This is a genomic window from Vibrio sp. 10N.261.51.A4, assembly GCF_041471945.1.
Taxonomy (GTDB): domain Bacteria; phylum Pseudomonadota; class Gammaproteobacteria; order Enterobacterales; family Vibrionaceae; genus Vibrio; species Vibrio crassostreae_C.
The window spans coordinates 72,749-94,730 of sequence record NZ_JBFRPJ010000069.1; the positions used below are offsets into that span (position 1 = coordinate 72,749).

Here is a 21,982-nt window from a genome sequence, read left to right on the forward strand (position 1 = left end):
ACAGAATCATTGTTAGTGAAGTAAAAGCTTAGCGAAATCATCCCCCTAAGTTTTTGCGACATATCTTAAAGCAGCCTCATCGAATAAGATCAGGCTGCGTTTCTTTATCTATGATACCAACCGAGAGCTTGTGAAGCCGCGTTTCTCTGCCGTTTAGGCGCTTATCGAACAATAAAAGCAGAATCTTTCTATTACTCAGCTTGTTTATCCGGCCGTTACTATTTCAACATCAAATAAAAATCCGTATAATCCACGCCCTAAAACAGTCCCACTAGCAATCTACAGTCGGTAATACGACGGTGTGAGAGTCGCAATGAACCAAAACGATAATAGAAAAGAAACACTTGAATTCAACAAACTTCAGAAACGTCTGAGAAGAAATGTTGGAAATGCCATCATCGACTACAACATGATCGAAGAGAATGACGTAGTAATGGCATGTATTAGTGGCGGTAAAGATTCATTTGCGATGTTAGATATTTTGCTACGTTTACGTGAAGCAGCACCGATCAAATTTGATGTTGTGGCAGTAAACCTAGATCAAAAACAACCTGGGTTTCCTGAACACATTCTTCCTGAGTACTTTGAAACGCTGAACATTCCTTACTACATCGTAGATAAAGACACGTATTCAGTGGTTAAAGAGAAAGTGCCAGAAGGTAAAACAACGTGTGGCCTATGTTCTCGTCTTCGTCGTGGTACTTTGTACTCATTCGCAGAGAAGATTGGTGCAACTAAGATCGCTCTGGGTCACCACCTAGACGACATCGTTGAGACCATGTTCCTAAACATGTTCCACGGTGCGCGCTTAAAGGCTATGCCACCAAAGCTTCGTTCAGATGATGGTCGTAACGTTGTTATTCGTCCACTGACTTACTGTCGTGAAACGGACCTAATCAAATACGCAGAACATAAAGAGTTCCCAATCATTCCTTGTAACCTATGTGGCTCTCAAGAGAATCTACAGCGTCAGAACATTAAAGCGATGCTAATTGATTGGGATAAGAAAACGCCAGGTCGTGTTGAGAAGATCTTCAAGTCAATCCAGAACGTAAGTCCAAGCCAACTGGCTGACCGCGAGCTGTTTGACTTCGTGAACCTTCCACTAGACCGTAGTGAAGACCGCAAAGCGTACGAATTCGAAGAAGCTGAAATTTCATCTTCTAACATCGATGAGTCAATGTTCATCGACGTAACGAACGTATAATAAGAATAATCGTTGTAGAGCAATAGATGCGCCTACAACAGACAAACAAAAACGCCTCAAGCAATGCTTGAGGCGTTTTTTTATAAGTTAAACTATCCCTGACCTAACCTTTCGAAAGGTTAGGGTCTAGTGGGCTGACGTAACCAGACGGTTTAAGAGCCAACACATCACAGTTAATCTTATCGATAACATGTTCCGCGGTATTACCAATAAACACGGCAGACAAGCCAGTACGACCCGTTGTACCCAGAATCACCATCGCAGCGTTATTTTCAGAAGCGACGCGAGGAATAACATCTTCTGGCAAGCCTTGTTCAACCACAGTTTGTTCTTCACACATACCGTGCTTCTGGCGCAATGCTTTCATTGCCGTTAAGTGATGGCCACGAACCGCATCGGTATAAGACGTTGGATCAAACTCTGGCAGTTCAATGGTAATATTCGCAGGTGTCACAGGGTAGGCATTCACCAAGAACGGTTCCGCATCCAAACGACCGGTGATCTCTAGCAATCTGTCGACCATCGTATCGTTAAGCTCTAAATGAGCTTCTGTTTCAGAACCTACATGAACTGAAGCAAAAATCTTCGCGTGATCTGGCCAGAAATCGTTTTTAACCAATAGCACTGGGCTAGGGCACTTTCTCAACAGATGCCAATCGGTTGGAGTGAAGATGACAGATTCCAAAGTATCGTGTTTACGCGTACCTTTGATTAAGATGTCGTGCTCACCACTGTAAACCTCGGCAATGATCGCTTCGTATGGGCGGTTATGCCAAACCACTTGTACATTAAATTCAATAGAATCATCTAGGTAAGGTTCTGCGACTTTATTCATCCAAATTTCGCGTTGATGAATTACGCCTTTGCGCATTGCGTCTCTTTCATCGATAGAGAGCATAGATGTCATTTCATACGAGAAGTCGTATATCGACAAAAAGAAAGTGATGTGGCTTGTTGAGGTGCTTTTCTTAGCAAGTTGGATAGCACGAAATAGAGCAGGCTGCTCATCGTGATTAATGTCTGCGACAACTAAAATTTTGTTATAGATACTCATAACTAAGCCTACTTTTCAGACCGAACATATAAATAATGTAGCGTAGTTATGGAGAGATTAAGAGAAATATAAGAGGTTTTAAGGGAGAAACATGATGTAGCTCATTATTGAACTACATCATTGATATCTAGACTATTCTTTTGAAACGCCAGCAAGTTCCATCAACGCATCGTGATCTTCGATAGTGATATATTTGCCTTTAACGCTCAAGATGTCTGCTTTTTGGAAGCGACCTAGAAGACGGCTGATTGTTTCAACAGTCAAACCAAGGTAGTTACCAATATCGCCACGAGTCATCGTTAGGCGGAACTCACGCGGGCTGAAGCCACGTTGAGAGAAGCGAGTCGAAAGGTTGTAAAGGAATGCAGCAAGACGCTCTTCCGCGTTCTTCTTAGAAAGAAGCAGAATCATTTCTTGGTCACCTTTAATCTCGTTACTCATCAGGCGCATAATTTGCTGACGCAATTTAGGCATTTTTCCTGATAGGTCATCAAGAATCTCATATGGGATTTCACATACCATAGAAGTTTCTAGCGCTTGTGCGAAACTAGGGTGTTGGTCACCAGTAATCGCATCGAAGCCAACAAGATCGCCCGCTAGGTGGAATGCAGTAATCTGCTCATCACCTTGCTCGGTAATCGTGTAGCTCTTGATCGTTCCAGAGCGAATAGCATATAGAGATTTAAGCTCGTCACCGGCTTTAAATAACTCTTGGCCTTTTTGAATAGGCTTTTTTCTCTCAATGATCTGATCAAGTTGATCGAGTTCAGATTCATTCAAAGTAAACGGAATACAGAGCTGGCTAATACTACAATCCTGGCAATGGATCGCACAGCCACCAGACTGAACACGTTTCGTCACAGGCTTTTCAGAAATCATAACAATCTTTCACTATTTGATATACGTCAATATTTTAGCATTCCTTTATCCAGTTGGGTAGTAAAAAAACCGGATTTAAAGATTACCTATACGGTATAAATAATGAGCTGCAATGCCATATATCCGGTATAGAAACCGTAAAGGAGGATTAAAATTGCGCCTAATTGGCGAAATAAGTCAGCTTGTTGCAGTTTTTTGAGGAAATTAGCGCCCATGCCTACTGTGAGCATTGCTGGAAGCGTACCTAAACCGAAAGCAAGCATGATACCGGCACCGTTGTACCAACTTCCTGATACAGCCGCCCACGTAAGCATTGAGTAAACTAAGCCACATGGTAGCCAACCCCAAATAAAGCCAAACGGCAAAGCATGGCTAGGGTGCTTCAAGGGTAGAAATGATTTACCTAAAGGAGAGATATAGCGCCATAGTTTCTGCCCGACTTTTTCAAAGAACAACAAGCCGAACCACCATTTACCGATATACAAACCTAAGACGATCATAAAGCCAGCTGCAAATAATCGCAGCCAACCTAGCAGAGCGTTAAAATCGCTTAGCTGACCTATCGAAGAGATTGCACCGCCAATCACACCACCAATCACGGCATAACTTAGCAAGCGCCCTAGGTTATAAAGTAGGGGAATAACAGGGGAAGGTTTACTGTTGCCAATCGAAAGAAGCGACGCAATACCACCACACATTCCCATGCAATGGCCTGCGCCGATCAATCCAACAACAAAGGCTCCGATCCAATCAGGCGTCATCGTTCTTTTTGTCTACGTTAGTTTGGCTTTCGCTGTTAGCTTTCTCATTCTTGACAGGTTTACTATCAGAATGGTTGTGAGCCTTTTCGTCTTCATCAAACAGTATATTGTGACCTTGACGTTCTAGGTCTTCAAACTGTTCGCTCTTCACCGCCCATAGAAAAATACCAACAGCGATGCACACCAGTACAATCGCAATGGGGATCAGGATGTATAAACTTTCCATTATTTACCTTGCTCTTTTAAAAGCCTTAACGAGTTAGACACAACAATAATAGAGCTGGCAGACATGCCCACAACGGCAATGTATGGAGCAACCAAACCCGCGACAGCCAATGGAAGGATAAGTAAGTTATATCCTAATGACCAAGCTAGGTTTTCACGAATTATCTTACGTGTTTTTAACGCCAAAGTACGCGACTTAAGTAATCTATCGAGCTTATCACCCAGTAACACCATATCCGCAGAAGCTTTCGCCACGTCTGTACCGCCGCCCATAGCGACAGAAAGGTGGGCACCTGCAAGAATAGGGGCATCGTTAATGCCATCGCCAACCATCATGGTAATGTCACTTGCATCTCGAGAGTTCAGGTAAGCAAGTTTATCTTCAGGTTTCGCGTTAGCAACAATATCAGTAATACCAATCTCTTCAGCAACAGGCTTCGCGTTAATCAAAGAATCGCCAGTAAGCAGAGTTGTTTTGATGCCCGCTTCTTTAAATTGCTTAATAAACTCGATGCTTTCTTTACGGATTGGATCTTCATAAGTAAATGTAGCGATATGACGACCCGCCATCGACAAGTAAATGCCGTTGCTTTCCGATGGTTGAGCTTCACCTAGAATGAATTCACTACTACCAATCGCAACTTCTTGGCCATTCCACTCACCAGTGATACCTGAACCAATCACGTTATTAACTGACTCTACTTCGATCTCATCAGAAAGATGAGTCTTGAACGCTTTAGCGATAGGGTGGTTAGCGTGTTGTTCCAGGCTCGCCGCTACTTTGAGACAAGTGTCTTTATCAAGTTCAGCGAAGGTTTCAACTTGGCTGATACGAATATCACCCTCAGTCAATGTACCTGTTTTATCGATGATCAAGTGATTCACTTTGCACAAGGTTTCGAATACGTGGCCTTTGCGCAGCAAAATACCGAAGTTACCCATGCGAGACGTTGAACAAGTAATCGCCGTCGGTGTTGCCAGTGACAGAGCACAAGGACACGTTGCTACCAATACCGAAAGCATGATCCAGAAAGCGTCTTCTGGTCGTGTTTGGTGCCAGTAAAACCAAGTACCGAATGAGATGATTAAGATCACCGCAACAAAGTATCGAGCCACAACATCAGCAATTTCTGCAATGCGGGGTTTAGACAATTGCGCTTCGTCTTGCAGGCGAACGATATTGGAAATAACCGAATCCGCTTTTGACGTCATTACTTCCAATTCAAATGATTCATCACCATTCAATGTACCAGCAAAGACGGTATCGCCTTCGTTTTTGACCACATGGATAGATTCGCCAGTCAGCATCGATTCATCGATATGAACTCTGCCAGACAATACTTTGCCATCGGCAGGAATGTGCTCACCCGGTAGAACGCGAATTTGGTCGCCAACTTTTAAGGTTTTGACTGGAACTTGTTCGCCATCTAACGTTGTTGCCATAGCAGGAACGAGCTTAAGCAGGTTACCACTAGCAGCGGCGGCTTTACGACGAGCGCGCATTTCAAGGAAACGACCAAGCAGTAGGAAGAAGGTAAACATCGAGATAGATTCGAAGAATACTTCACCTTTCTCTGTCACCGTTGCGACCAAACTTGCAACGTAGGCAAACAAAAGAGCGATCGACACAGGTACATCCATACCCAATGTTCGACCTTTGAGGCTACGCCACGCGTTGATATAGAAAGGCAATGCAGAGTAGAGCAGAACCGGTGTTGCAAAGATTAAGCTCACCCAACGGAAGTAGCTTTTGAATTCGGGCTCAAGGTTACCAAAGACTTCAAGATAAAGCGCAACAGCCAGCATCATGACCTGCATGGTTGCTAAACCAGCAATGCCAAGACGATAGAGATAATTCTTCATCGATCGATGATAGGCGGCTTCTTGTTGATCAGCCTCAAAAGGTGCGGCTTTGTAGCCTAAGGTATGGATTGCAGACAACAGCTCGCTCAGTTTCGTCTGAGTGTTGTCCCAACTGAGCAGGGCGCGGTTAGTCGTGGTATTAACACGAATACTAACAACCCCTAACTTTGAAGAGACTTGCTTTTCAATAAGCCAAGCACAAGCAGCACAAGAGACACCTTCTAGTGACAATGTCACTTCAGAGGTGTTTTCAGAGTTACGGACGAACTCCAATTGAACATCTTCGTTGTCGTAATGACTGAGTGCCAGAAGTTGCTCTGGCACGAGATCCGCTTTTTCAGCTGGAGCGGTACGATATTGGTAGTAAGAGACCAGACCGCTATCAACGATTGTCTGGGCTACGGTTTCGCAACCCGGACAACACATAGGTCGCACCGATCCTAAGATTTCTACTTTAAAATCCGTTTCCGCTGGTACATCTTCACCGCAGTGATAACAGGATTCACACATAAGATTTAGTTCGTTAGTTGAGTAGGAGTATCAATAGGGAAGTTCATGCGACCTTGCACTAACCATTCAGAATCATGCGGAGAAAGCTCGATAAACCATGGACCTTGCATTTCATGATCCAGAGTCAACGTGTAGTTGCCTCTCGCATCAGCGGTCAGTAGCTGAGTAAAATCACGGTCAGGCAGCGTTCGGTGCACGAACATTGCGCTAATAGCAGGGAAGTGGTCTAGTTTGCCTTTGTCGAGAGTAATGATAACTGAGTTACCTTTCTCGCTAACTGAAGCTGATAAGCCAAGCTCTTTAGCAACATTTACTTTCGAAATGTCGACATTAATACCTTTACCTTTTTTATAGTAATCTTCAGTGACAACGTTAACTGAATGGTTGGTAAGTATCGCGACTCGAACCAATGTTAGCATAGAAACGCCAACGGTTAGGAAGATCAAAAACCACGGCCAAAACTGCTTATACCAAGGTTGTTCCATATTATTATTCTCAATATATACAATGAAATAAAACTAATTTTTACAAACACTTAAGGTTATAACTGTAAAAGAAAGACAGCCCCTTAAGAAGGGGCTGTTATTATTATGTTACTCTTTATCTGAGTTGCTGAGGCTCCAGACGTAGGCAGAGACGAGCTGAACCTTATCCTCACCGAGGATGTCCTTCCAAGCCGGCATTACACCAGAACGTCCGTACATGACTGTTTCCGTCACATCAGCGCGAGAATCGCCAAATAGCCAGTCGCGGTCAGTCAAGTCAGGTGCGCCAACAGCAGGGTTACCCTTACCATCAGTACCGTGACAGGCTGCACACACTACAAAGCGCGCTTTACCAGCCTCTGCTTCACGTGCGTTTACGCTACGACCAGAAAGGCTAAGCGTGTAGCTAACTACTTCTTTTACGCCTTCTTCGCCAAGAGCGTCTTTCCAACCTGGCATTTGACCGACACGACCATGCATGATGGTAGTAACGATAGCTTGTGGTTCACCACCATATAGCCATGCGTCATCAGTTAGGTTCGGGAAACCTTTCTGACCACGTGCATCAGAGCCGTGACACTGAGAACAGTTTTGTAGGAACAAACGTTGGCCCACTTTGATTGCATCAGCATCTGATGCAATGTCAGGGACGGAACGTAGACCATTTTCGTCGTGAGCTAGCTTTCTGAATGCTTCACCAAAGTAGGTGTCTGCATCATCAAGCTCTTTCGCGTATGCGTCTAACTGTTTGTTTGCTTGCGCAGCAGCGATTGCAGAGCGAGACTCTTCTACGCTACGAACTGTTTGGTTTGAACTCGTCCAACCTAGTAGACCTTTAAAGTTGCCAAGGCCTGGGTATAGAGCTAGATAAACAGCTGCAAACACAATTGTGCTAACGAAAAGGTATGTCCACCATTTAGGTAGTGGGTTATTAAGCTCACGAATACCATCGTATTCATGGCCCATATCCTGACCTTCTTCTACACCTGTTTTATCGTTGGAACACCAACGAAGTAAGGCTGCACAGCCAATCAATGTACCGATTGTGATTACTGTTACCCAAATACTCCAGAATGTACTCATTACTTCGTCACTCCTTGATTTTTATCTTTCGCAGGTGCTTCATCAGCGAACACTAGGTTTGCATCTTCGTCGAAGCGCGACTTACGATTTTTACCGAAAGCCCACCAAACGATGCCGATGAAACAAGCAAAAACAGTAACAGTCCAAACACTTTGAAATGTAATAATGTCCATAATTATTCCTTATTTCATTGCGTGGCCAAGCGATTGAAGGTAAGCGATGATTGCATCCATCTCTGTTTTTCCTTCAACATCTTGTTTAGCGTTAGCAATTTGTTCGTCTGTGTAAGGAACACCAAATTGATTACGGAAGATTTCAAGCTTCTGTTTAGTCAATTTGCCATCAAGTACATTCTCAGCAAGCCATGGGAAACCAGGCATGTTTGATTCAGGAACAAGTTCACGAGGGTCGATAAGGTGAACACGGTGCCACTCATCAGAGTAACGATCACCAACACGCGCTAGATCAGGACCAGTACGCTTAGAACCCCATAGGAATGGGTGTTCCCAAACGCTTTCGCCAGCTACAGAGTAGTGACCGTAACGTTCAGTTTCAGAGCGGAAAGGACGAATCATTTGGCTGTGACATACGTTACAACCTTCGCGAATGTAGATATCACGACCTTCCATTTCCAGAGCAGAGTAAACACGTAGATTTTCTACAGGTTCAGTAGTCTGCTTTTGGAAAATAAGTGGGGTAATTTCTACTAAAGCACCAAAACTGATAGCAATAACGATAAGAATCGCTAGTAGGCCAACATTCTTCTCTACCAACTCATGGCGATTATTTGAATTTGAGCTCATTCTAAATCTCCTTAAGCCGGTTGAGGGATAGCTTTAAGGCTATCTTTAGGTGCAGAAACAGTTTTGTACGTGTTGTATGCCATTAAGAACATACCAGATAGGAAGATGAAACCACCTAAGAAACGTACAAAGTAGAACGGGTAAGACGCTTCTACAGATTCAACGAAGCTGTAAGTTAATGTACCGTCAGAGTTAACTGCACGCCACATCAGACCTTGCATCACGCCAGAGATCCACATTGCTACAATGTAGAAAACCGTACCAATCGTTGCTAACCAGAAGTGAACATTGATTAGGGATACAGAGTACATACGCTCTTGACCAAATAGTTTAGGAACTAAGTGGTAAACCGAACCGATAGAAACCATTGCAACCCAACCTAACGCACCAGAGTGAACGTGACCGATAGTCCAGTCCGTGTAGTGAGATAGTGCGTTAACCGTTTTGATTGCCATCATTGGGCCTTCGAAAGTCGACATGCCGTAGAATGATAGAGAAACGATTAGGAAACGTAGGATTGGGTCGTAGCGAAGCTTATGCCACGCACCAGATAGAGTCATAATACCGTTGATCATGCCACCCCAAGATGGAGCAAACAGAACCAAAGACATAACCATACCTAGAGATTGAGTCCAGTCAGGAAGTGCAGTGTAGTGTAGGTGGTGAGGACCAGCCCAGATATACAGAGACACGAGAGCCCAGAAGTGAACAATCGACAAACGGTAAGAGTAAACAGGGCGACCAGCTTGTTTAGGAACGAAGTAGTACATCATGCCTAGGAAACCAGCTGTCAATAGGAAGCCTACCGCATTGTGTCCGTACCACCATTGCACCATTGCATCGATCGCTCCGGAATAAATCGAGTACGATTTAAACGCAGAGACAGGAACAGCTAGGCTGTTAACGATGTGCAACACGGCAACCGTGATAATGAAGGCTCCGAAGAACCAGTTTGCTACGTAAATGTGCGATGTCTTACGTTTAATCATGGTTCCGAAGAACACGACCGCATAAGCTACCCACACAAGAGTAATAGCAATATCGATTGGCCATTCAAGTTCTGCGTATTCTTTACCAGAGGTTAAACCTAACGGTAAAGTAATTGCAGCGGACAGGATAATCGCTTGCCAACCCCAAAAGGTAAAGGCTACGAGAGGGCCACCAAAGAGACGCGTCTGACAGGTACGTTGTACAACATAATATGATGTTGCAAACAGCGCACTTGTACCGAACGCAAAAATAACCGCATTAGTATGCAGGGGACGTAAACGACTGTACGTCAACCACGGCGTATCAAAGTTTAGCTGTGGCCAAACTAATTGAGCGGCAATCAAAACACCAACGCCCATACCGACAATACCCCACAAAATTGTAACTAGGGTAAATTGACGGACGACCGTATAGTTGTAGTTTTGTTCAAGCTGCTTTTCTTGGCTCATTTGCATGCTTCCAATTTCTTATTTACTACACTTTACTTCCAACACGACTCACGTCGTAATGCCACCCAAATTAGAAAAGGAAATTCAGCCTATTCAGGGCTTTATTTCCACTTGCTGATTTTAAAAAAAAGTGGCATTTTCAACGCGACACTATACTTGAATTAACAAATCAATGACAGAGTAGTAACCTTACGCTTGGTCTGGAATTGGATTTTTATTTAAAAACTTTGAACTTTGTAACAAGGAGTAAAGATTATAATGGCGGCACAAAAGCTAACAAAAGGCAGGCTTGTTCAAATTATCGTCATGTTGGTTATTTTAATAGCTGCATTTACTTGGAGAACAGTAACATACGATAATAACGAAACAGTAAACTGTATAGTTTCAAAACCTTGTAAATTTGGCATTGATAATCATAATGTTTCAGTTTCAAGCAATAACCTAGGGTATTCGATCGAAACATCTAAAACTGGCAAATTTATCATTAGCTATAATGAAAGCGGAATTCTAGAAGAAAAAGGGCCTTCGAATTGGCTGTTACAAACTAATGATAAGACCTCCTCAATAACAGTTACATTTCCACAACAGATAAGCACGTTTTCCGTAAACCTTTCTAAAGAGTAATAGAGGGAAAACTGAGTCACGCCTCGGTTCTTTTGATAGAAATATGTACCAAATCAGTGAAACACCATGCATTAAAGTGTTATAAAGAGGACATTAATAAAGTTTCCCGGAATCTATGAAATTTCTATCAAAAGTCTCTTATTCCCTAGACGATAAAATCGCAGTAGATGAGTTGCTCAATGGGGTAGAAAACCCTGACGATATTGCCTGTCTTATTTGCTACTGCACAGAAGAGTACTCAACACTCGCTGTGCAGAGATATTTCGTAGATGCTCTCCCTAACACCCCAATACATGGCTGCACCACTTGTCACGGCATTATGACCGAAACTGGTTTTCATTCTGGTCCAGTCATTGGCGTCCTCATTATTCATGACTCGGGGATCAACGCCTATGGTACGGGAATCGAACATTTCAGCGACTCCATAGACCGCAGTACCTTCAGCGCGATAGACAAAGCACTCAAGAACGCCAACCGAGAAGGTGAAATTCCTGATCTTATCTTGCTGCATTCCACACCGGGTAACGAAGAAAAGGTGATGGCGGCTATCGATAAGAAATTTGGTACTGAAGTGCCAATTATTGGTGGCAGTGCTGCAGACAACCAGGTTTCCGGAAATTGGAGTATCTTCACCGAAGAGTCGCTGTCTATAAATGGTGTGTCTTTAACGGTAGTGTTTGCGTCTCAGTCCATCTATTCCTCTTTCAGCGCGGGTCATACGCCTACGCGGTATTCAGGCACCGTGACCAAAGTAAGAAACCGAATTTTGTTGGAGATAGACCACAGGCCAGCCGTCACCGTTTACAACGAATGGACTAATTTCCACTTAGATGGCAGTGATGATGGCTACATATTCGAAAAGTCGTCAGTCTACCCATTAGGCAGGAAAGTCGGCTCTTCTTACGATTACCCATATTTCAAATTGTCTCATTCGATCAGAGAGACGGAGTGTAATGGGATTGAGCTGTTCACAGACATCAGTGAAGGCGACACCATCTACCTGATGCAAGGGTCTAAGCAGCAGTTGATTAGCCGCGCCGCGAATATCATTCACTCCTCATACTACAACGACATGGATCTTGAAGAGAAACTAGGGGCGATCAATATCTTTTGTGCAGGCTCAATGTTGAACCTTAAACAAGATATGGATGAGGTTTGTGACCAAATAAATCAAGCACTTAATGGGCTCCCATACATATGTCCATTTACGTTTGGTGAACAAGGCAGGCTCTCTGGTGGCGAGAATGCACACGGGAATTTAATGGTATCGTCTGCAACGTTTTATAGGTTGAAAAAGTAATGGGTTCTGAAGGTCAAGAAGCGCTGCAAGAAGCACGTATTGAACTGCAAAAACTAAAAGCCCGTGAGCGAAAGCTGGCTGAAGAGAACAGGGTGATCTTATCAACCATCTCTGCGATCAGTAAGGCAAGTAACATATCTGAGATATTCTCCAGTCTCGAGTTCGTGCTCAAAAAATACATTAAGTTTGATGACTTTATCGTGGTATCAAGGGTAGGGAACGAAGGCAGTTTCAAAACCCTGCTAAGCAATAACAAAGTCTTCGAACAGATGAATTGGAGTGATTGTGGCAAGTTATCTCGAGTGATCAATGGAGAATGCGCCATCCTTTTTGAACCCAAGTCTCTGGGTGAATTCAATTCCTTACATCCCATTATCCTCGATCAAATCAACTCTGTTCTAATTACTGGTATCGATAGCGGACTAACACAATCCGTCATCATCTTTATCCACTCGAATACCAAGCACTTTAGTATTGAAACTAAGGCCACACTAAACCGTTTTCGACCGTTGATAGAGCGTGCTGTTTTCGATATTGAGAACAAAGAAAAGCTTGAAGCAACCGTTCGAGAACGTACCGCAGAGCTTGTCACAGCAAGAAAAGACGCAGAAAGAGCCAACAAGGCCAAGTCTGAATTCCTCGCGATGATGAGTCATGAATTAAGAACACCGCTAAATGCCATAATTGGCCTAATAGACGCCCTAAAATCCACATCATTGAACGAAGAACAACAGTCTATACTGCTTAATATGAGCACATCATCTGAGCTATTGCTGGCAATTATCAGTGACGTATTGGATTTTTCTAAGATTGAATCTGGGTGTTTCTCGTTGGCTCCTCGATGGAGCAACGTAAGAGACACTGTAACTTTTGTATTATCTGAACAAAAGAAGACAGCAGACGATAAAGGTTTGCCGCTAACAGTAACTAGCGATATCCCTGAAGGTGAACTTCATTACATCGACCCAAGTCGCTTGGCACAGATCCTATTTAATTTGATCGGTAACGCGATTAAGTTCACTGAGCGTGGGCATGTCCATGTTTCTATAAAGTACCAGCAGAGCTCTTTCTATATAACGGTGGAAGACACAGGGATTGGCATTAGCTCGCAACAACTTTCGTCGCTGTTCAGTCCATTTGTGCAAGCTGATAGCACAATCACACGTAGATTTGGTGGCACAGGTTTAGGCTTGGCCATCACTAAAAGACTGGTTGAACTGATGCGCGGGCGCATATCGGTAAAGAGTGAGCCTGGAAAAGGCTCCAAATTCGAAGTACAGTTGCCAGTGCTTACTAGAGTTACGAATAATCTGGCTAACAAAGAAGACGAATCTTCACGAGAGTTAAGAAGCCGTTATTCAGTGTTAGTTGTCGAAGACAATCCAACGAATCAAATGGTGATAAAGTTAATCCTTACAAGACAAGGCCACGAGGTTTTCATCGCAAGTAATGGTGAAGAAGCGATTGGCTTTATTGAAAGAGGCAACGAATCAATAGACATTATCTTAATGGATGTGTCGATGCCGGTCATGGATGGATTAACCACAACCAAATACATGAGAGACGCAAACATCAAAACACCAATCGTTGCACTAACAGCACACACATCAGTAGAAGACAAATGTTCGTGCTTAGATGTCGGCATGAATGATTTCGTGACCAAGCCAGTAAGAACTAAAGAGATCACAGAAGCAATTGATCGATTAATGCTTGAAGTCTAATAAACGTATTCTTAATCGAAGATTAGGAAATATGTTTATTAGGTATTTTATGGTAAATAGCCTTACTGTTAAATAGAACATCGATTTGGTAGATAAACAAGAGGCAGGGCATAGCACAAAGATACCTGCCTTATAAATACCAAACACCATTTAACATAATATACATAATACGCAGTCACTGTATGTGAAATCTGAGGGGTTTCGTGCCTGTTACTCGCGTAATTTTACGTACAGCGCCGCATGAATCTATCTATTTAATTACTGGCTGGCTTTGACTCCGCGTTAATTGGATTAAATCGTGATGGCTTTATCACATGTCTGCTCAAACTTAATTAAGACTTCTAATTACGGATGCCTCTCCAAAGTTAGTCCAGAGTCTCTGCTGGTTGAGTGTTAAAAGCTATTACCCTGATTTTGCTTACCAAAAGAACCTAGATGATTAACGCTTCCACTAACTCTCGGTCTATTGTCCGTACTACCAATAAACTGAAAAGACTTGGTTACTCTTGTTCGCTAGATTTAACGGTCCCAAAAGACCAAGCGAACTCCCGAATCATCTAGTCTTGTTTACCTATGTTGGCTTGTTCTTCACCAAATTGAATCAACTATCAACGTCATCAGTAACATCCGTACTCGTTTTTCAAACCACTAACTTTGAATTTTCTGATGCCCAACGGTCATTGTTACCAAACTGCGTTGCCATCCAAAACGAACTTCTATAAACGACTTGGCTAATCGTAAGTTACAGTGCAACATAAATTCTATTAACCTCTGTCTGGACTATATTAACTTGTCTCATAACTGCGATAATGACACTTCTATTACCAACAAGTCTTTAAAATCAGATCTTTAGGCTAGTTCTCAATTAGTTAGAGTATCTTTTGTTTGTTAACATATACTGGAACAGAATAACTTATTATCTTAGAAGGCTTTACATGAAAATCAGTACAATCGCCCTATCGCTATTCACCGCTTTTTTTGGCATCAGCTCGCAGGCGCTTGCTAGTGAAAACGAAAACTCACCTAGAGAGCATGGTCATTTTTATGCTGGTGTTGATATCGGCTTTTATAATGAAACTGAATTAGAATATCGTGGCAGCGCCATTGAAGATTCATCTGATCTATCAGACTTTAGCTATAACTTGGTTGGAGGCTACGAATTCAATACACATGATGTCGTCAAACTGGGGCTAGAAGCCGAGTACCGAAAAATCGGAAAAGTTAGCTATAACGACTTAATGGATATTGAAGGCCATGCTTTCTTCGTAAACATTAAACCAAAGTTTATTGTTGAAGGTGACGTATTAGATCTGTATGTATCTTTATTAGCCGGTGTTGGCTCTATGGATATGGAAGCGAAAGCTTTTGGAGTATCAGACTCTAAGTCTGAAGCAGCCTACCAAGTTGGTGCTGAGCTTGGTGCGATGGTAACAGACAACATCGATATCCATATTGGTTACCGCTATGCAAACGTTGAAATTGAATCCATCGATGTGTCACCTCAAACCGCTTACCTAGGTGCAAGGTACCACTTCTAAACTTGATTCACTCGTAGGCTCAATACTACTAAAGCCGTCCTTTTAAAGCTCGGCTTTAATTTTGATCACCTATTTCCCTACTCGACCTCTACTTTGACAAGACAATTCAACCATAAATAAAGTTACGTTGTATCTTCTGTAAAAAGTTACAACTTGAAAGCTTTGCCCTAACGCAAAATAAACCACTTTAACAGGCTACTATTTCGTGTTTAAATTTTTATCTATCAAACAGTTATACGAATAAATTTGGTGATTAAGCAATCAAATGCTATGCATTCAATCCTTAAAAGTAAATTAAAGTGTTAACATCAGGCAATTTTGTAAACTAAGTGTTTGATATGTTGCCTAAACTTTACAAGTTCAGATCACTCCACGACAGAAACATACAATCTATTTCCGAGTGTTCGTTGTGGTTTGATTACGCTAAAACTTTTAATAACCCTTTTGAATCTAACCACGCATTCAACAAAGAGCTTCAACAAAACTTTAAGATCATGTGTTTCTCTCAGTCGAACGACCACCCAATACTATGGTCGCAGTATGGTGACAACTTTAAAGGCATGTGTATCGAGTATGATCTCAACTGCTATAACGGTGAGGCCAATCTCAACTGTTTTGAAGTCCAGTATGAAGACGAACCGAATATGTTCCGCCCGGCATCGCTAAGAGGTTTACAAACATCAAGACTGGGAGCTGAGATATTCAAAATTAAGCATTCTAATTGGCGTTATGAAAAGGAATACCGCTGGGTATTACCTGATGACGAGATGATCGGAAATAAACTCTACCTTAATAGAGAGTGCCTAAGCTCGGTGATTCTGTCAGAGCACGCTCCTGCCGACAGGAAATTGAAAGTTCTGATGACTTGCCAGCGCCTTGGTATCCCTGTTAAACACGCAATAGCAAAGCAAGAGTCGTTTACCTTCGAAGTGGTCAGTTAAGTAGAGTGTAATCCTACTGTTTAGCGCCAAAACAAGACATTCACATAAAGTTACAACGCAACAAAAAAGAGAGCGACATTAATGAGACTCTCTCTTTTTATTACATGTTCACCGTAAGCTTTCCCAATCCTTTATCTTGCATCTGCTCAATCGTCGCGATAGACATTTGAACAGTTGAAAACCAATAAGGTCGGTGCTTAACGTTAAATAGTTCACTATTATCTAACGCCTCGAAAACAGAATATTTTCTACCTTGAGCCAAAGCTGCACCATAAACCGTTCGCTCAAGTACTGGAGTGTCATTCACTTCCTCTAGAAGTGCCCTCTTGATGAACTGATTTCCAGGGCTCCAATCTATAAATTCAACGAGGTTTTTTAGTAGCTTAAGCTCTAGCTGCTCGACCATTGATTCAAGAAACTGTGTGTTTGGCATCACCTCAGTACAAGCATAATATTCGTCATGCTTGTCACTTGCTTCACGATAACCAAGCATCGTTTTTACCAATGCGTCTTCAAACGTTGAAGAAAAGTGGTTACAAATTAAAAACAAAGGCAGAACTCTCAACACACCAAGTAAAATGCCTACGTTAGGATCTTTAACCGACGTTTCTTGAAGTCGAATTCGAGTCGCATTTGACGTCACGACCAAGTGTTGCCAAACCTTAGGTGTGATGTGTTTAATGTTGCCATCATTCCACTTAATCAGCTGTTGACACATTAACAATGGGAACAATAAACGACAATTTTCTATTCCTATTTGTCGTGCTGCAACTTTTGGATCGAGAATTACCTTAGATTTCTTTCCATATTTATCTGCAAACTCTTGATTGGAAACAAACTCGATTAAACTTGAGCTCAATGGCCTACTTTTCGCGGATATTTCATGGAGTTTGGAAAAGTTTAAAGATGGCGAATACGCAACACTAGCGAACTGATTGTAATCGGGTAAGTCTGAAAACAACGAACTTATTAAGGTACCTTGAAGCTTCTCAAGCATTAGCGCAGAAGCGGCATTGCTGACATCATCGATAACGTATCGTAAGGTTTGTTGCTTCGCGTCGACTTTTTCACGATGAGCATTGACTCTATCCTGCTCGCAGCGCAATAAAATACGTTGATTGTGAGATATGCGGTCAGATTCATCAAATATGACACTATCACAATACCTATTTTCCAAACTTAGTAACGTGTCTACTGTAGATTGTGCGAGCTTATATTCAGGTGAGATTAACCATCGATTAAAGCGAGCTTCAACATTGATTGAGACCTTCCTTGAGATCTCAACTACTTCAGGGGTATAACTTTTATTTGCTAACAACAACCGTGACTTTCCTTTGCCGTAAATGCTCTTGTATCGGCATATCCTGCCTTTATAACAAAACTAATATTAATAGAAATTAGAGATTGGTTCACGAAATTGTTTCAATAAAATTAAGGATATTTAGTTATAGTGCGTTGAGAGTGGCTAGTGTGTGATATGTAGCCGGATATACTTTTCTGGAAAGCTGTATTTGAACCTTTTCTTCGTCGGTAGGTGTTTTTTCGCCTGCTTGCAAACTTTACTATCTCCAGACGTTCTCACCTTTTTGATTCTTGCATAACCTTTAGAGTGCTTCATCTCAATCATCAGATCGCAATAACCCTCGAAATCAACATTACTCTTGTTGAGCCCTTTCATGACGGTGACTTTTATCTTTTTAGCTACAGGATTAACCAATGCATCGTCGGGAAAAGCGACTGGGGATAAAAAACATAATAGTAATACTAGATATCTCATACTGCTCTCTCTTTGTTGAGGGTGAGAACAGTATGCGGAGATTTAAGAGAAATGAAGGATTAACTTAGTATGAGGATTGACCAGCTAACGCGTAACTCTCAACGATTACGCTTTCTTTGAGCCTTTAGACTTAAAACCATTATGCGGGAACACGTTACGAATACGTTGCTGTACGTTTTTAGGAACATCTTTAGTGAACTTGAGATTGTAACCAGAACGTTTTGCATACACTTTTAGCTCGCCTTTAAAGGTATTGTTATGACCAATCTCTTGAAGGTTGTGCTTAAAGCTCGGTGGAAGATACCCTTTAACTTGTTCGATCGCCCCGTCGCTAAATTTAATTTTCAATACCGGTCGATCGACTGCTACTAACCAAAAAACTAATACCGCACCGATTAAGATTACGTACATCATAATGTCACCACTACTGTTGATGGTTATTTATCGTCAGAAAGGAGCTTGCTTAAGTCTTCTTTGAGGCTAGTCACCGTCTTGCTGGCCTGCTCACTACGAGACGCTTCGCTAACCAAATACTCGATGGCATCTGAGAGCGTACAACCTAGCTCGTTCGCACGTTGAGATAGCTTTTCCCATACACGGTAATCAAGGTCGATTGATTTCTTCTTTGTATGAACTTGTTCAGCATTGAAGTGGCGTTTTCGCTTAGCTCTGATCGCTTGTTTAAGCTTGTTATCGAGCTCAGGAGACATGTTGTTAGATATCCACTCAAGGACACCTGTAGGTTGGTGTTCAAGCTTCAATAAGGCTTTAACAGCAACGTCAGATTCACTTGAATCTATGTGGCAGGTGATCGACTCGCCTTCTTTCCATTTTTTGACCAGATAGTTCCATTTCCAACCACATTCCAAGTTTTCAAGTTGCTGATATTTCATGTCTAATCTCGAAAGTTAATCCTAGTGACAGCGTAACCCAAAATAGGCTATTTAACAATTATTGTCTTGAAAGAATAGACCAAGATCATACTTATATTAGCTTAGTGATTAGTAACTACCACATAGAGCTACAAGCGAGATCGGTTTTTCTATATACTCCCTACCTCATTATCATAATCAGAAACTTAAATGACTCAAGTAGATTGGCGACATGTTACGCCTCAGTACGACGAATATAGCGCTCAATTAGAGCAATTCCCTGACATCTCGCCTTTCCCGTTTTCAGATATTCAACATAGATTCAAAGATGCGTTAACCCGCTTTGTCCGTTTGTCTAACCTTTCGCGTGTTTTACTGGTAAACGCTCCAGACAATTCGATCTATCGTCAAATGATTGTTGAATCTCTAGTCACTGCTTTAGATGATCACACTCTACCGGTTATAAAAACTGAGTCTTTAAATGCTGTCTCTCTGTTTGACCAAGTTCAGTCAAAAGACGGTAAGGTTGTAGCGACAAAGCCCGGCCTACTGGCTAGAGCAAACAACGGCTATCTGATCGTTTCAGCAAACTTGATCTTGGCCAACCCAGGAAGCTGGTTACTGCTTAAATCAGCACTGCTTGGTGAAGCCGTAGAACCAATCAGCAGTAATCCAGAGCACTTGAACCAATCCCCGACTTTGCCTTTGACTTACAACATTAAGTTGATTGTGGTTGGAGACAGAGCTCAACTAGGTGACCTTGATTACCTGGACAGCGATATTCAAACCGGTTTTTGCCTATTTAGCGAAATTGAACAAGATATCAAGCTCTCTGAAGAGACTTTGACTCAATATCTTGGTTACCTTAAGTGGCTTCAACAACGCTATGAATTACCAAACATCACGCAACAAGCGTTGACTGGCATTCTTACTGCCGGAGCAAGAGAAACCGAAGATCAAAGCTATATCCCACTGTGCCCTATTTGGCACAACGCGTTATTGAACGAAGCTTTGATTGAAGCCGACAATGGTGAGATTGATATTCACCATATCCAGCAAGCTCAACAGCACAAATACAACCGTGAATCTTATCTACCAGAACGCGCCCTTGATGATATTCGTGATGGCCAAGTCATTATCGAAACTGAAGGTGAACAAGTTGGTCAAGTTAATGGATTGACGGTCATCGATGTACCGGGACACCCGATATCGTATGGTGAACCTGCACGAATTTCCTGTGTTATTCACTTTGGTGATGGTGATATTGCCGATGTTGAGCGCAAAGCCGAACTTGGTGGTAATCTTCATGCAAAAGGTATGATGATCATGCAAGCATTTGTGAGCAGCGCACTCAACCTTGAAGATCCGCTACCTTATGCCGCTTCTGTGGTATTTGAGCAATCGTATTGCGAAGTAGATGGCGATAGTGCTTCTCTTGCAGAGTTGTGTTCTCTGGTTAGTGCTTTGTCTGAATACCCTATCAATCAACAAATTGCGGTTACAGGTGCAGTTGACCAATTTGGACGTGTGCAAGCTGTTGGCGGGCTAAACGAGAAAATCGAAGGCTTCTACCATGTGTGTAAGCACAACGGCTTAACAGGCGAACAAGGTGTGATCCTTCCAAGATCGAACTTAAGGCATCTTGCACTAAAGCCTGACCTTATTGAAAGCATTAAGAATGAAGAATTCCATATTTGGTCTGTGTCTAATGTAGACGAAGCAATTCCTCTCATTATGAACAAACCATTTAGAGACGATGAACAAGAAAGCGTTCTGAGTAAAATCGCGGAACGTATTGAAAACTTTGAAAGACATGAGCACCCTATTGGAATCGTTGGACGCATTAAAAACTGGTTTGTCTAGTACTGATCGGACTTGTTTAGCGTACACCTGTTCACTAATATGCACCTATCAAAAATCGGAGTAATTGATAATGCAAAACAAACGTGATTCTTACACTCGCGAAGAGCTTCTAGCATCAAGCCAAGGCGAACTATGGCCACAAGGCCCTCAACTACCAGCACCGAACATGCTAATGATGGATCGCATCACTAAGATGTCTGAAACTGAAGGTGATTACGGTAAAGGTTTAGTTCTTGCTGAGCTGGATATTACTCCTGACCTATGGTTCTTCGATTGTCACTTCCCAGGTGACCCTGTAATGCCTGGTTGTCTAGGCCTTGACGCAATGTGGCAGCTGGTTGGTTTCTACCTTGGTTGGGTTGGCGGCGAAGGTAAAGGTCGTGCTCTAGGGGTTGGCGAAGTGAAATTCACTGGTCAAATTCTGCCTACAGCGAAAAAAGTAACTTACGAGATCCACATGAAGCGTGTTGTTAACCGTCGTCTAGTTATGGGCCTTGCGGATGGTCGCGTACTTGTTGATGGTAAAGAGATCTACGTTGCTAAAGATTTGAAAGTTGGCCTTTTCCAAGATACGTCAGCATTCTAATCTAATAGTTAGATTTTTAGTAAAGCAGCCCATGGCTGCTTTATTTTCGTTCCAATAAATTTAGTTATAGTGCATTAAAGTATCCCGTATTAAGCTTGAAACAGGATAAATCCACCAGCGATACGCTTATGATAGCGAAACTATAATACTTTATAGCTCTGGGGAGCTTATCACTCGTCTGAAACTAACAAGGCTCCGGCCGTTGTAATCAACAGACAATGGAGCCCTGACCTTGAATTCTTTACGCCCTATCTACTTATAGAGACCTGATTGCTTGTCATCTTTGGCGTCACGCCATCCACCTAACCAATAAGACCTAGAATCCATTTGGCTATATGGGCAAGCTTCTTGCGACCGTCCATTTAAACCAGCCTTGTAGCCTTGAGATTGTGCTCGTTCTAGTCGATCACGCTTTTGTCTCTTCATAGTGCAGTCCTCATACGGGTGTTCC

Annotated in this window: 23 protein-coding genes; 8 read left to right on the plus strand and 15 right to left on the minus strand. The window is 42.4% G+C overall.

Annotated features, from left to right (window positions below; all coding sequences use genetic code 11):
* The first annotated feature begins 313 nt into the window (after positions 1–313).
* Positions 314–1,207 (plus strand): tRNA 2-thiocytidine(32) synthetase TtcA, encoded by an 894-nt coding sequence (ttcA, locus tag AB4384_RS15750; protein ID WP_017059635.1) that lies wholly within the window; start codon positions 314–316, stop codon positions 1,205–1,207.
* Between the two features lie 103 nt (positions 1,208–1,310).
* On the opposite strand, the gene uspE is transcribed toward ttcA, so the two are convergent.
* From uspE to ccoN, 10 genes are all read right to left on the minus strand, one after another.
* On the minus strand, positions 1,311–2,261 hold the full coding sequence (gene uspE / locus AB4384_RS15755; protein ID WP_017066876.1) for a universal stress protein UspE: 951 nt from the start codon (positions 2,259–2,261) through the stop codon (positions 1,311–1,313).
* A 132-nt stretch (positions 2,262–2,393) separates the two neighbouring features.
* The gene (locus tag AB4384_RS15760; RefSeq protein WP_017059637.1) at positions 2,394–3,140 is read right to left on the minus strand and encodes an FNR family transcription factor; all 747 of its coding nucleotides are present in this window, start codon (positions 3,138–3,140) and stop codon (positions 2,394–2,396) included.
* Positions 3,141–3,226: 86 nt separating this feature from the next.
* Positions 3,227–3,901: a sulfite exporter TauE/SafE family protein gene (locus tag AB4384_RS15765; RefSeq protein ID WP_017059638.1), complete on the minus strand. Its 675-nt coding sequence runs from the start codon at positions 3,899–3,901 to the stop codon at positions 3,227–3,229.
* On the minus strand, positions 3,891–4,127 hold the full coding sequence (gene ccoS, locus AB4384_RS15770; RefSeq protein ID WP_017059639.1) for a cbb3-type cytochrome oxidase assembly protein CcoS: 237 nt from the start codon (positions 4,125–4,127) through the stop codon (positions 3,891–3,893). The genes AB4384_RS15765 and ccoS overlap by 11 nt, the downstream gene beginning before the upstream one ends.
* A complete protein-coding gene (locus AB4384_RS15775; RefSeq protein ID WP_029235846.1) occupies positions 4,127–6,499 on the minus strand; it encodes a heavy metal translocating P-type ATPase metal-binding domain-containing protein in 2,373 nt (790 codons plus the stop codon). The genes ccoS and AB4384_RS15775 overlap by 1 nt, the downstream gene beginning before the upstream one ends.
* 5 nt (positions 6,500–6,504) lie before the next feature.
* Positions 6,505–6,984 (minus strand): FixH family protein, encoded by a 480-nt coding sequence (locus tag AB4384_RS15780; protein WP_017059641.1) that lies wholly within the window; start codon positions 6,982–6,984, stop codon positions 6,505–6,507.
* A gap of 108 nt (positions 6,985–7,092) precedes the next feature.
* Positions 7,093–8,067, minus strand: a complete 975-nt coding sequence (gene ccoP / locus AB4384_RS15785; protein ID WP_017063857.1) for a cytochrome-c oxidase, cbb3-type subunit III — start codon at positions 8,065–8,067, stop codon at positions 7,093–7,095.
* Positions 8,067–8,240, minus strand: a complete 174-nt coding sequence (locus AB4384_RS15790) for a CcoQ/FixQ family Cbb3-type cytochrome c oxidase assembly chaperone (RefSeq protein WP_004733679.1) — start codon at positions 8,238–8,240, stop codon at positions 8,067–8,069. Before AB4384_RS15790 ends, ccoP begins: the two co-directional genes overlap by 1 nt.
* A gap of 9 nt (positions 8,241–8,249) precedes the next feature.
* Positions 8,250–8,870 carry a cytochrome-c oxidase, cbb3-type subunit II gene (ccoO, locus tag AB4384_RS15795; RefSeq protein ID WP_017059643.1) on the minus strand — a complete coding sequence of 207 codons (621 nt, stop codon included), beginning with the start codon at positions 8,868–8,870 and terminating at the stop codon, positions 8,250–8,252.
* 11 nt (positions 8,871–8,881) lie between these two features.
* A complete protein-coding gene (gene ccoN / locus AB4384_RS15800) occupies positions 8,882–10,315 on the minus strand; it encodes a cytochrome-c oxidase, cbb3-type subunit I (protein WP_009846707.1) in 1,434 nt (477 codons plus the stop codon).
* A gap of 252 nt (positions 10,316–10,567) precedes the next feature.
* Here ccoN and AB4384_RS15805 point away from each other — a divergent pair, with 252 nt between their 5' ends.
* From AB4384_RS15805 to AB4384_RS15825, 5 genes are all read left to right on the plus strand, one after another.
* The gene (locus AB4384_RS15805; protein WP_102321161.1) at positions 10,568–10,933 is read left to right on the plus strand and encodes a hypothetical protein; all 366 of its coding nucleotides are present in this window, start codon (positions 10,568–10,570) and stop codon (positions 10,931–10,933) included.
* A gap of 115 nt (positions 10,934–11,048) precedes the next feature.
* The gene (locus AB4384_RS15810; RefSeq protein ID WP_102321160.1) at positions 11,049–12,233 is read left to right on the plus strand and encodes an FIST signal transduction protein; all 1,185 of its coding nucleotides are present in this window, start codon (positions 11,049–11,051) and stop codon (positions 12,231–12,233) included.
* Positions 12,233–13,954 (plus strand): ATP-binding protein, encoded by a 1,722-nt coding sequence (locus AB4384_RS15815; protein ID WP_017070552.1) that lies wholly within the window; start codon positions 12,233–12,235, stop codon positions 13,952–13,954. The genes AB4384_RS15810 and AB4384_RS15815 overlap by 1 nt, the downstream gene beginning before the upstream one ends.
* 935 nt (positions 13,955–14,889) lie before the next feature.
* Positions 14,890–15,492: a porin family protein gene (locus AB4384_RS15820; RefSeq protein ID WP_017059668.1), complete on the plus strand. Its 603-nt coding sequence runs from the start codon at positions 14,890–14,892 to the stop codon at positions 15,490–15,492.
* Between the two features lie 338 nt (positions 15,493–15,830).
* Entirely contained in the window at positions 15,831–16,433 is a 603-nt protein-coding gene (locus AB4384_RS15825; protein WP_017059669.1) for a DUF2971 domain-containing protein, read from the plus strand.
* A 100-nt stretch (positions 16,434–16,533) separates the two neighbouring features.
* On the opposite strand, the gene AB4384_RS15830 is transcribed toward AB4384_RS15825, so the two are convergent.
* The 4 genes from AB4384_RS15830 to matP all read right to left on the minus strand — a co-directional run bounded on the left by AB4384_RS15830 (position 16,534) and on the right by matP (position 19,103).
* Positions 16,534–17,754 carry a hypothetical protein gene (locus AB4384_RS15830; protein ID WP_372129796.1) on the minus strand — a complete coding sequence of 407 codons (1,221 nt, stop codon included), beginning with the start codon at positions 17,752–17,754 and terminating at the stop codon, positions 16,534–16,536.
* Between the two features lie 144 nt (positions 17,755–17,898).
* Positions 17,899–18,210 carry a hypothetical protein gene (locus AB4384_RS15835; RefSeq protein ID WP_017059671.1) on the minus strand — a complete coding sequence of 104 codons (312 nt, stop codon included), beginning with the start codon at positions 18,208–18,210 and terminating at the stop codon, positions 17,899–17,901.
* Positions 18,211–18,315: 105 nt separating this feature from the next.
* Positions 18,316–18,624, minus strand: a complete 309-nt coding sequence (locus AB4384_RS15840; RefSeq protein ID WP_372129797.1) for a DUF3634 family protein — start codon at positions 18,622–18,624, stop codon at positions 18,316–18,318.
* 23 nt (positions 18,625–18,647) lie between these two features.
* A complete protein-coding gene (matP, locus tag AB4384_RS15845) occupies positions 18,648–19,103 on the minus strand; it encodes a macrodomain Ter protein MatP (RefSeq protein ID WP_017068911.1) in 456 nt (151 codons plus the stop codon).
* Positions 19,104–19,292: 189 nt separating this feature from the next.
* On the opposite strand from matP, the gene AB4384_RS15850 reads away from it, so the two are divergent.
* Together AB4384_RS15850 and fabA are read left to right on the plus strand one after the other, a co-directional pair.
* Entirely contained in the window at positions 19,293–20,945 is a 1,653-nt protein-coding gene (locus AB4384_RS15850) for an AAA family ATPase (protein WP_372103487.1), read from the plus strand.
* 70 nt (positions 20,946–21,015) lie between these two features.
* Positions 21,016–21,531 (plus strand): bifunctional 3-hydroxydecanoyl-ACP dehydratase/trans-2-decenoyl-ACP isomerase, encoded by a 516-nt coding sequence (gene fabA, locus AB4384_RS15855; protein ID WP_017059675.1) that lies wholly within the window; start codon positions 21,016–21,018, stop codon positions 21,529–21,531.
* A 252-nt stretch (positions 21,532–21,783) separates the two neighbouring features.
* On the opposite strand, the gene rmf is transcribed toward fabA, so the two are convergent.
* Positions 21,784–21,957, minus strand: coding sequence for a ribosome modulation factor (rmf, locus tag AB4384_RS15860; protein WP_017059676.1), 174 nt, complete (start codon positions 21,955–21,957; stop codon positions 21,784–21,786).
* Positions 21,958–21,982 lie beyond the last annotated feature (25 nt).

What these genes read in the sequence shown, in the direction of transcription:
- AB4384_RS15805 (WP_102321161.1), top strand. Translation starts at nt 10,568, where the DNA reads ATGGCGGCACAAAAGCTAACAAAAGGCAGGCTTGTTCAAATTATCGTC.
- AB4384_RS15820 (WP_017059668.1), top strand. Translation starts at nt 14,890, where the DNA reads ATGAAAATCAGTACAATCGCCCTATCGCTATTCACCGCTTTTTTTGGC.
- uspE (WP_017066876.1), bottom strand. Translation starts at nt 2,261, where the DNA reads ATGAGTATCTATAACAAAATTTTAGTTGTCGCAGACATTAATCACGAT.
- ccoP (WP_017063857.1), bottom strand. Translation starts at nt 8,067, where the DNA reads ATGAGTACATTCTGGAGTATTTGGGTAACAGTAATCACAATCGGTACA.
- ttcA (WP_017059635.1), top strand. Translation starts at nt 314, where the DNA reads ATGAACCAAAACGATAATAGAAAAGAAACACTTGAATTCAACAAACTT.
- AB4384_RS15760 (WP_017059637.1), bottom strand. Translation starts at nt 3,140, where the DNA reads ATGATTTCTGAAAAGCCTGTGACGAAACGTGTTCAGTCTGGTGGCTGT.
- rmf (WP_017059676.1), bottom strand. Translation starts at nt 21,957, where the DNA reads ATGAAGAGACAAAAGCGTGATCGACTAGAACGAGCACAATCTCAAGGC.
- fabA (WP_017059675.1), top strand. Translation starts at nt 21,016, where the DNA reads ATGCAAAACAAACGTGATTCTTACACTCGCGAAGAGCTTCTAGCATCA.
- ccoS (WP_017059639.1), bottom strand. Translation starts at nt 4,127, where the DNA reads ATGGAAAGTTTATACATCCTGATCCCCATTGCGATTGTACTGGTGTGC.
- AB4384_RS15790 (WP_004733679.1), bottom strand. Translation starts at nt 8,240, where the DNA reads ATGGACATTATTACATTTCAAAGTGTTTGGACTGTTACTGTTTTTGCT.
- AB4384_RS15815 (WP_017070552.1), top strand. Translation starts at nt 12,233, where the DNA reads ATGGGTTCTGAAGGTCAAGAAGCGCTGCAAGAAGCACGTATTGAACTG.
- ccoO (WP_017059643.1), bottom strand. Translation starts at nt 8,870, where the DNA reads ATGAGCTCAAATTCAAATAATCGCCATGAGTTGGTAGAGAAGAATGTT.
- matP (WP_017068911.1), bottom strand. Translation starts at nt 19,103, where the DNA reads ATGAAATATCAGCAACTTGAAAACTTGGAATGTGGTTGGAAATGGAAC.
- AB4384_RS15810 (WP_102321160.1), top strand. Translation starts at nt 11,049, where the DNA reads ATGAAATTTCTATCAAAAGTCTCTTATTCCCTAGACGATAAAATCGCA.
- AB4384_RS15765 (WP_017059638.1), bottom strand. Translation starts at nt 3,901, where the DNA reads ATGACGCCTGATTGGATCGGAGCCTTTGTTGTTGGATTGATCGGCGCA.
- AB4384_RS15775 (WP_029235846.1), bottom strand. Translation starts at nt 6,499, where the DNA reads ATGTGTGAATCCTGTTATCACTGCGGTGAAGATGTACCAGCGGAAACG.
- AB4384_RS15840 (WP_372129797.1), bottom strand. Translation starts at nt 18,624, where the DNA reads ATGATGTACGTAATCTTAATCGGTGCGGTATTAGTTTTTTGGTTAGTA.
- AB4384_RS15850 (WP_372103487.1), top strand. Translation starts at nt 19,293, where the DNA reads ATGACTCAAGTAGATTGGCGACATGTTACGCCTCAGTACGACGAATAT.
- ccoN (WP_009846707.1), bottom strand. Translation starts at nt 10,315, where the DNA reads ATGCAAATGAGCCAAGAAAAGCAGCTTGAACAAAACTACAACTATACG.
- AB4384_RS15780 (WP_017059641.1), bottom strand. Translation starts at nt 6,984, where the DNA reads ATGGAACAACCTTGGTATAAGCAGTTTTGGCCGTGGTTTTTGATCTTC.
- AB4384_RS15835 (WP_017059671.1), bottom strand. Translation starts at nt 18,210, where the DNA reads ATGAGATATCTAGTATTACTATTATGTTTTTTATCCCCAGTCGCTTTT.
- AB4384_RS15825 (WP_017059669.1), top strand. Translation starts at nt 15,831, where the DNA reads ATGTTGCCTAAACTTTACAAGTTCAGATCACTCCACGACAGAAACATA.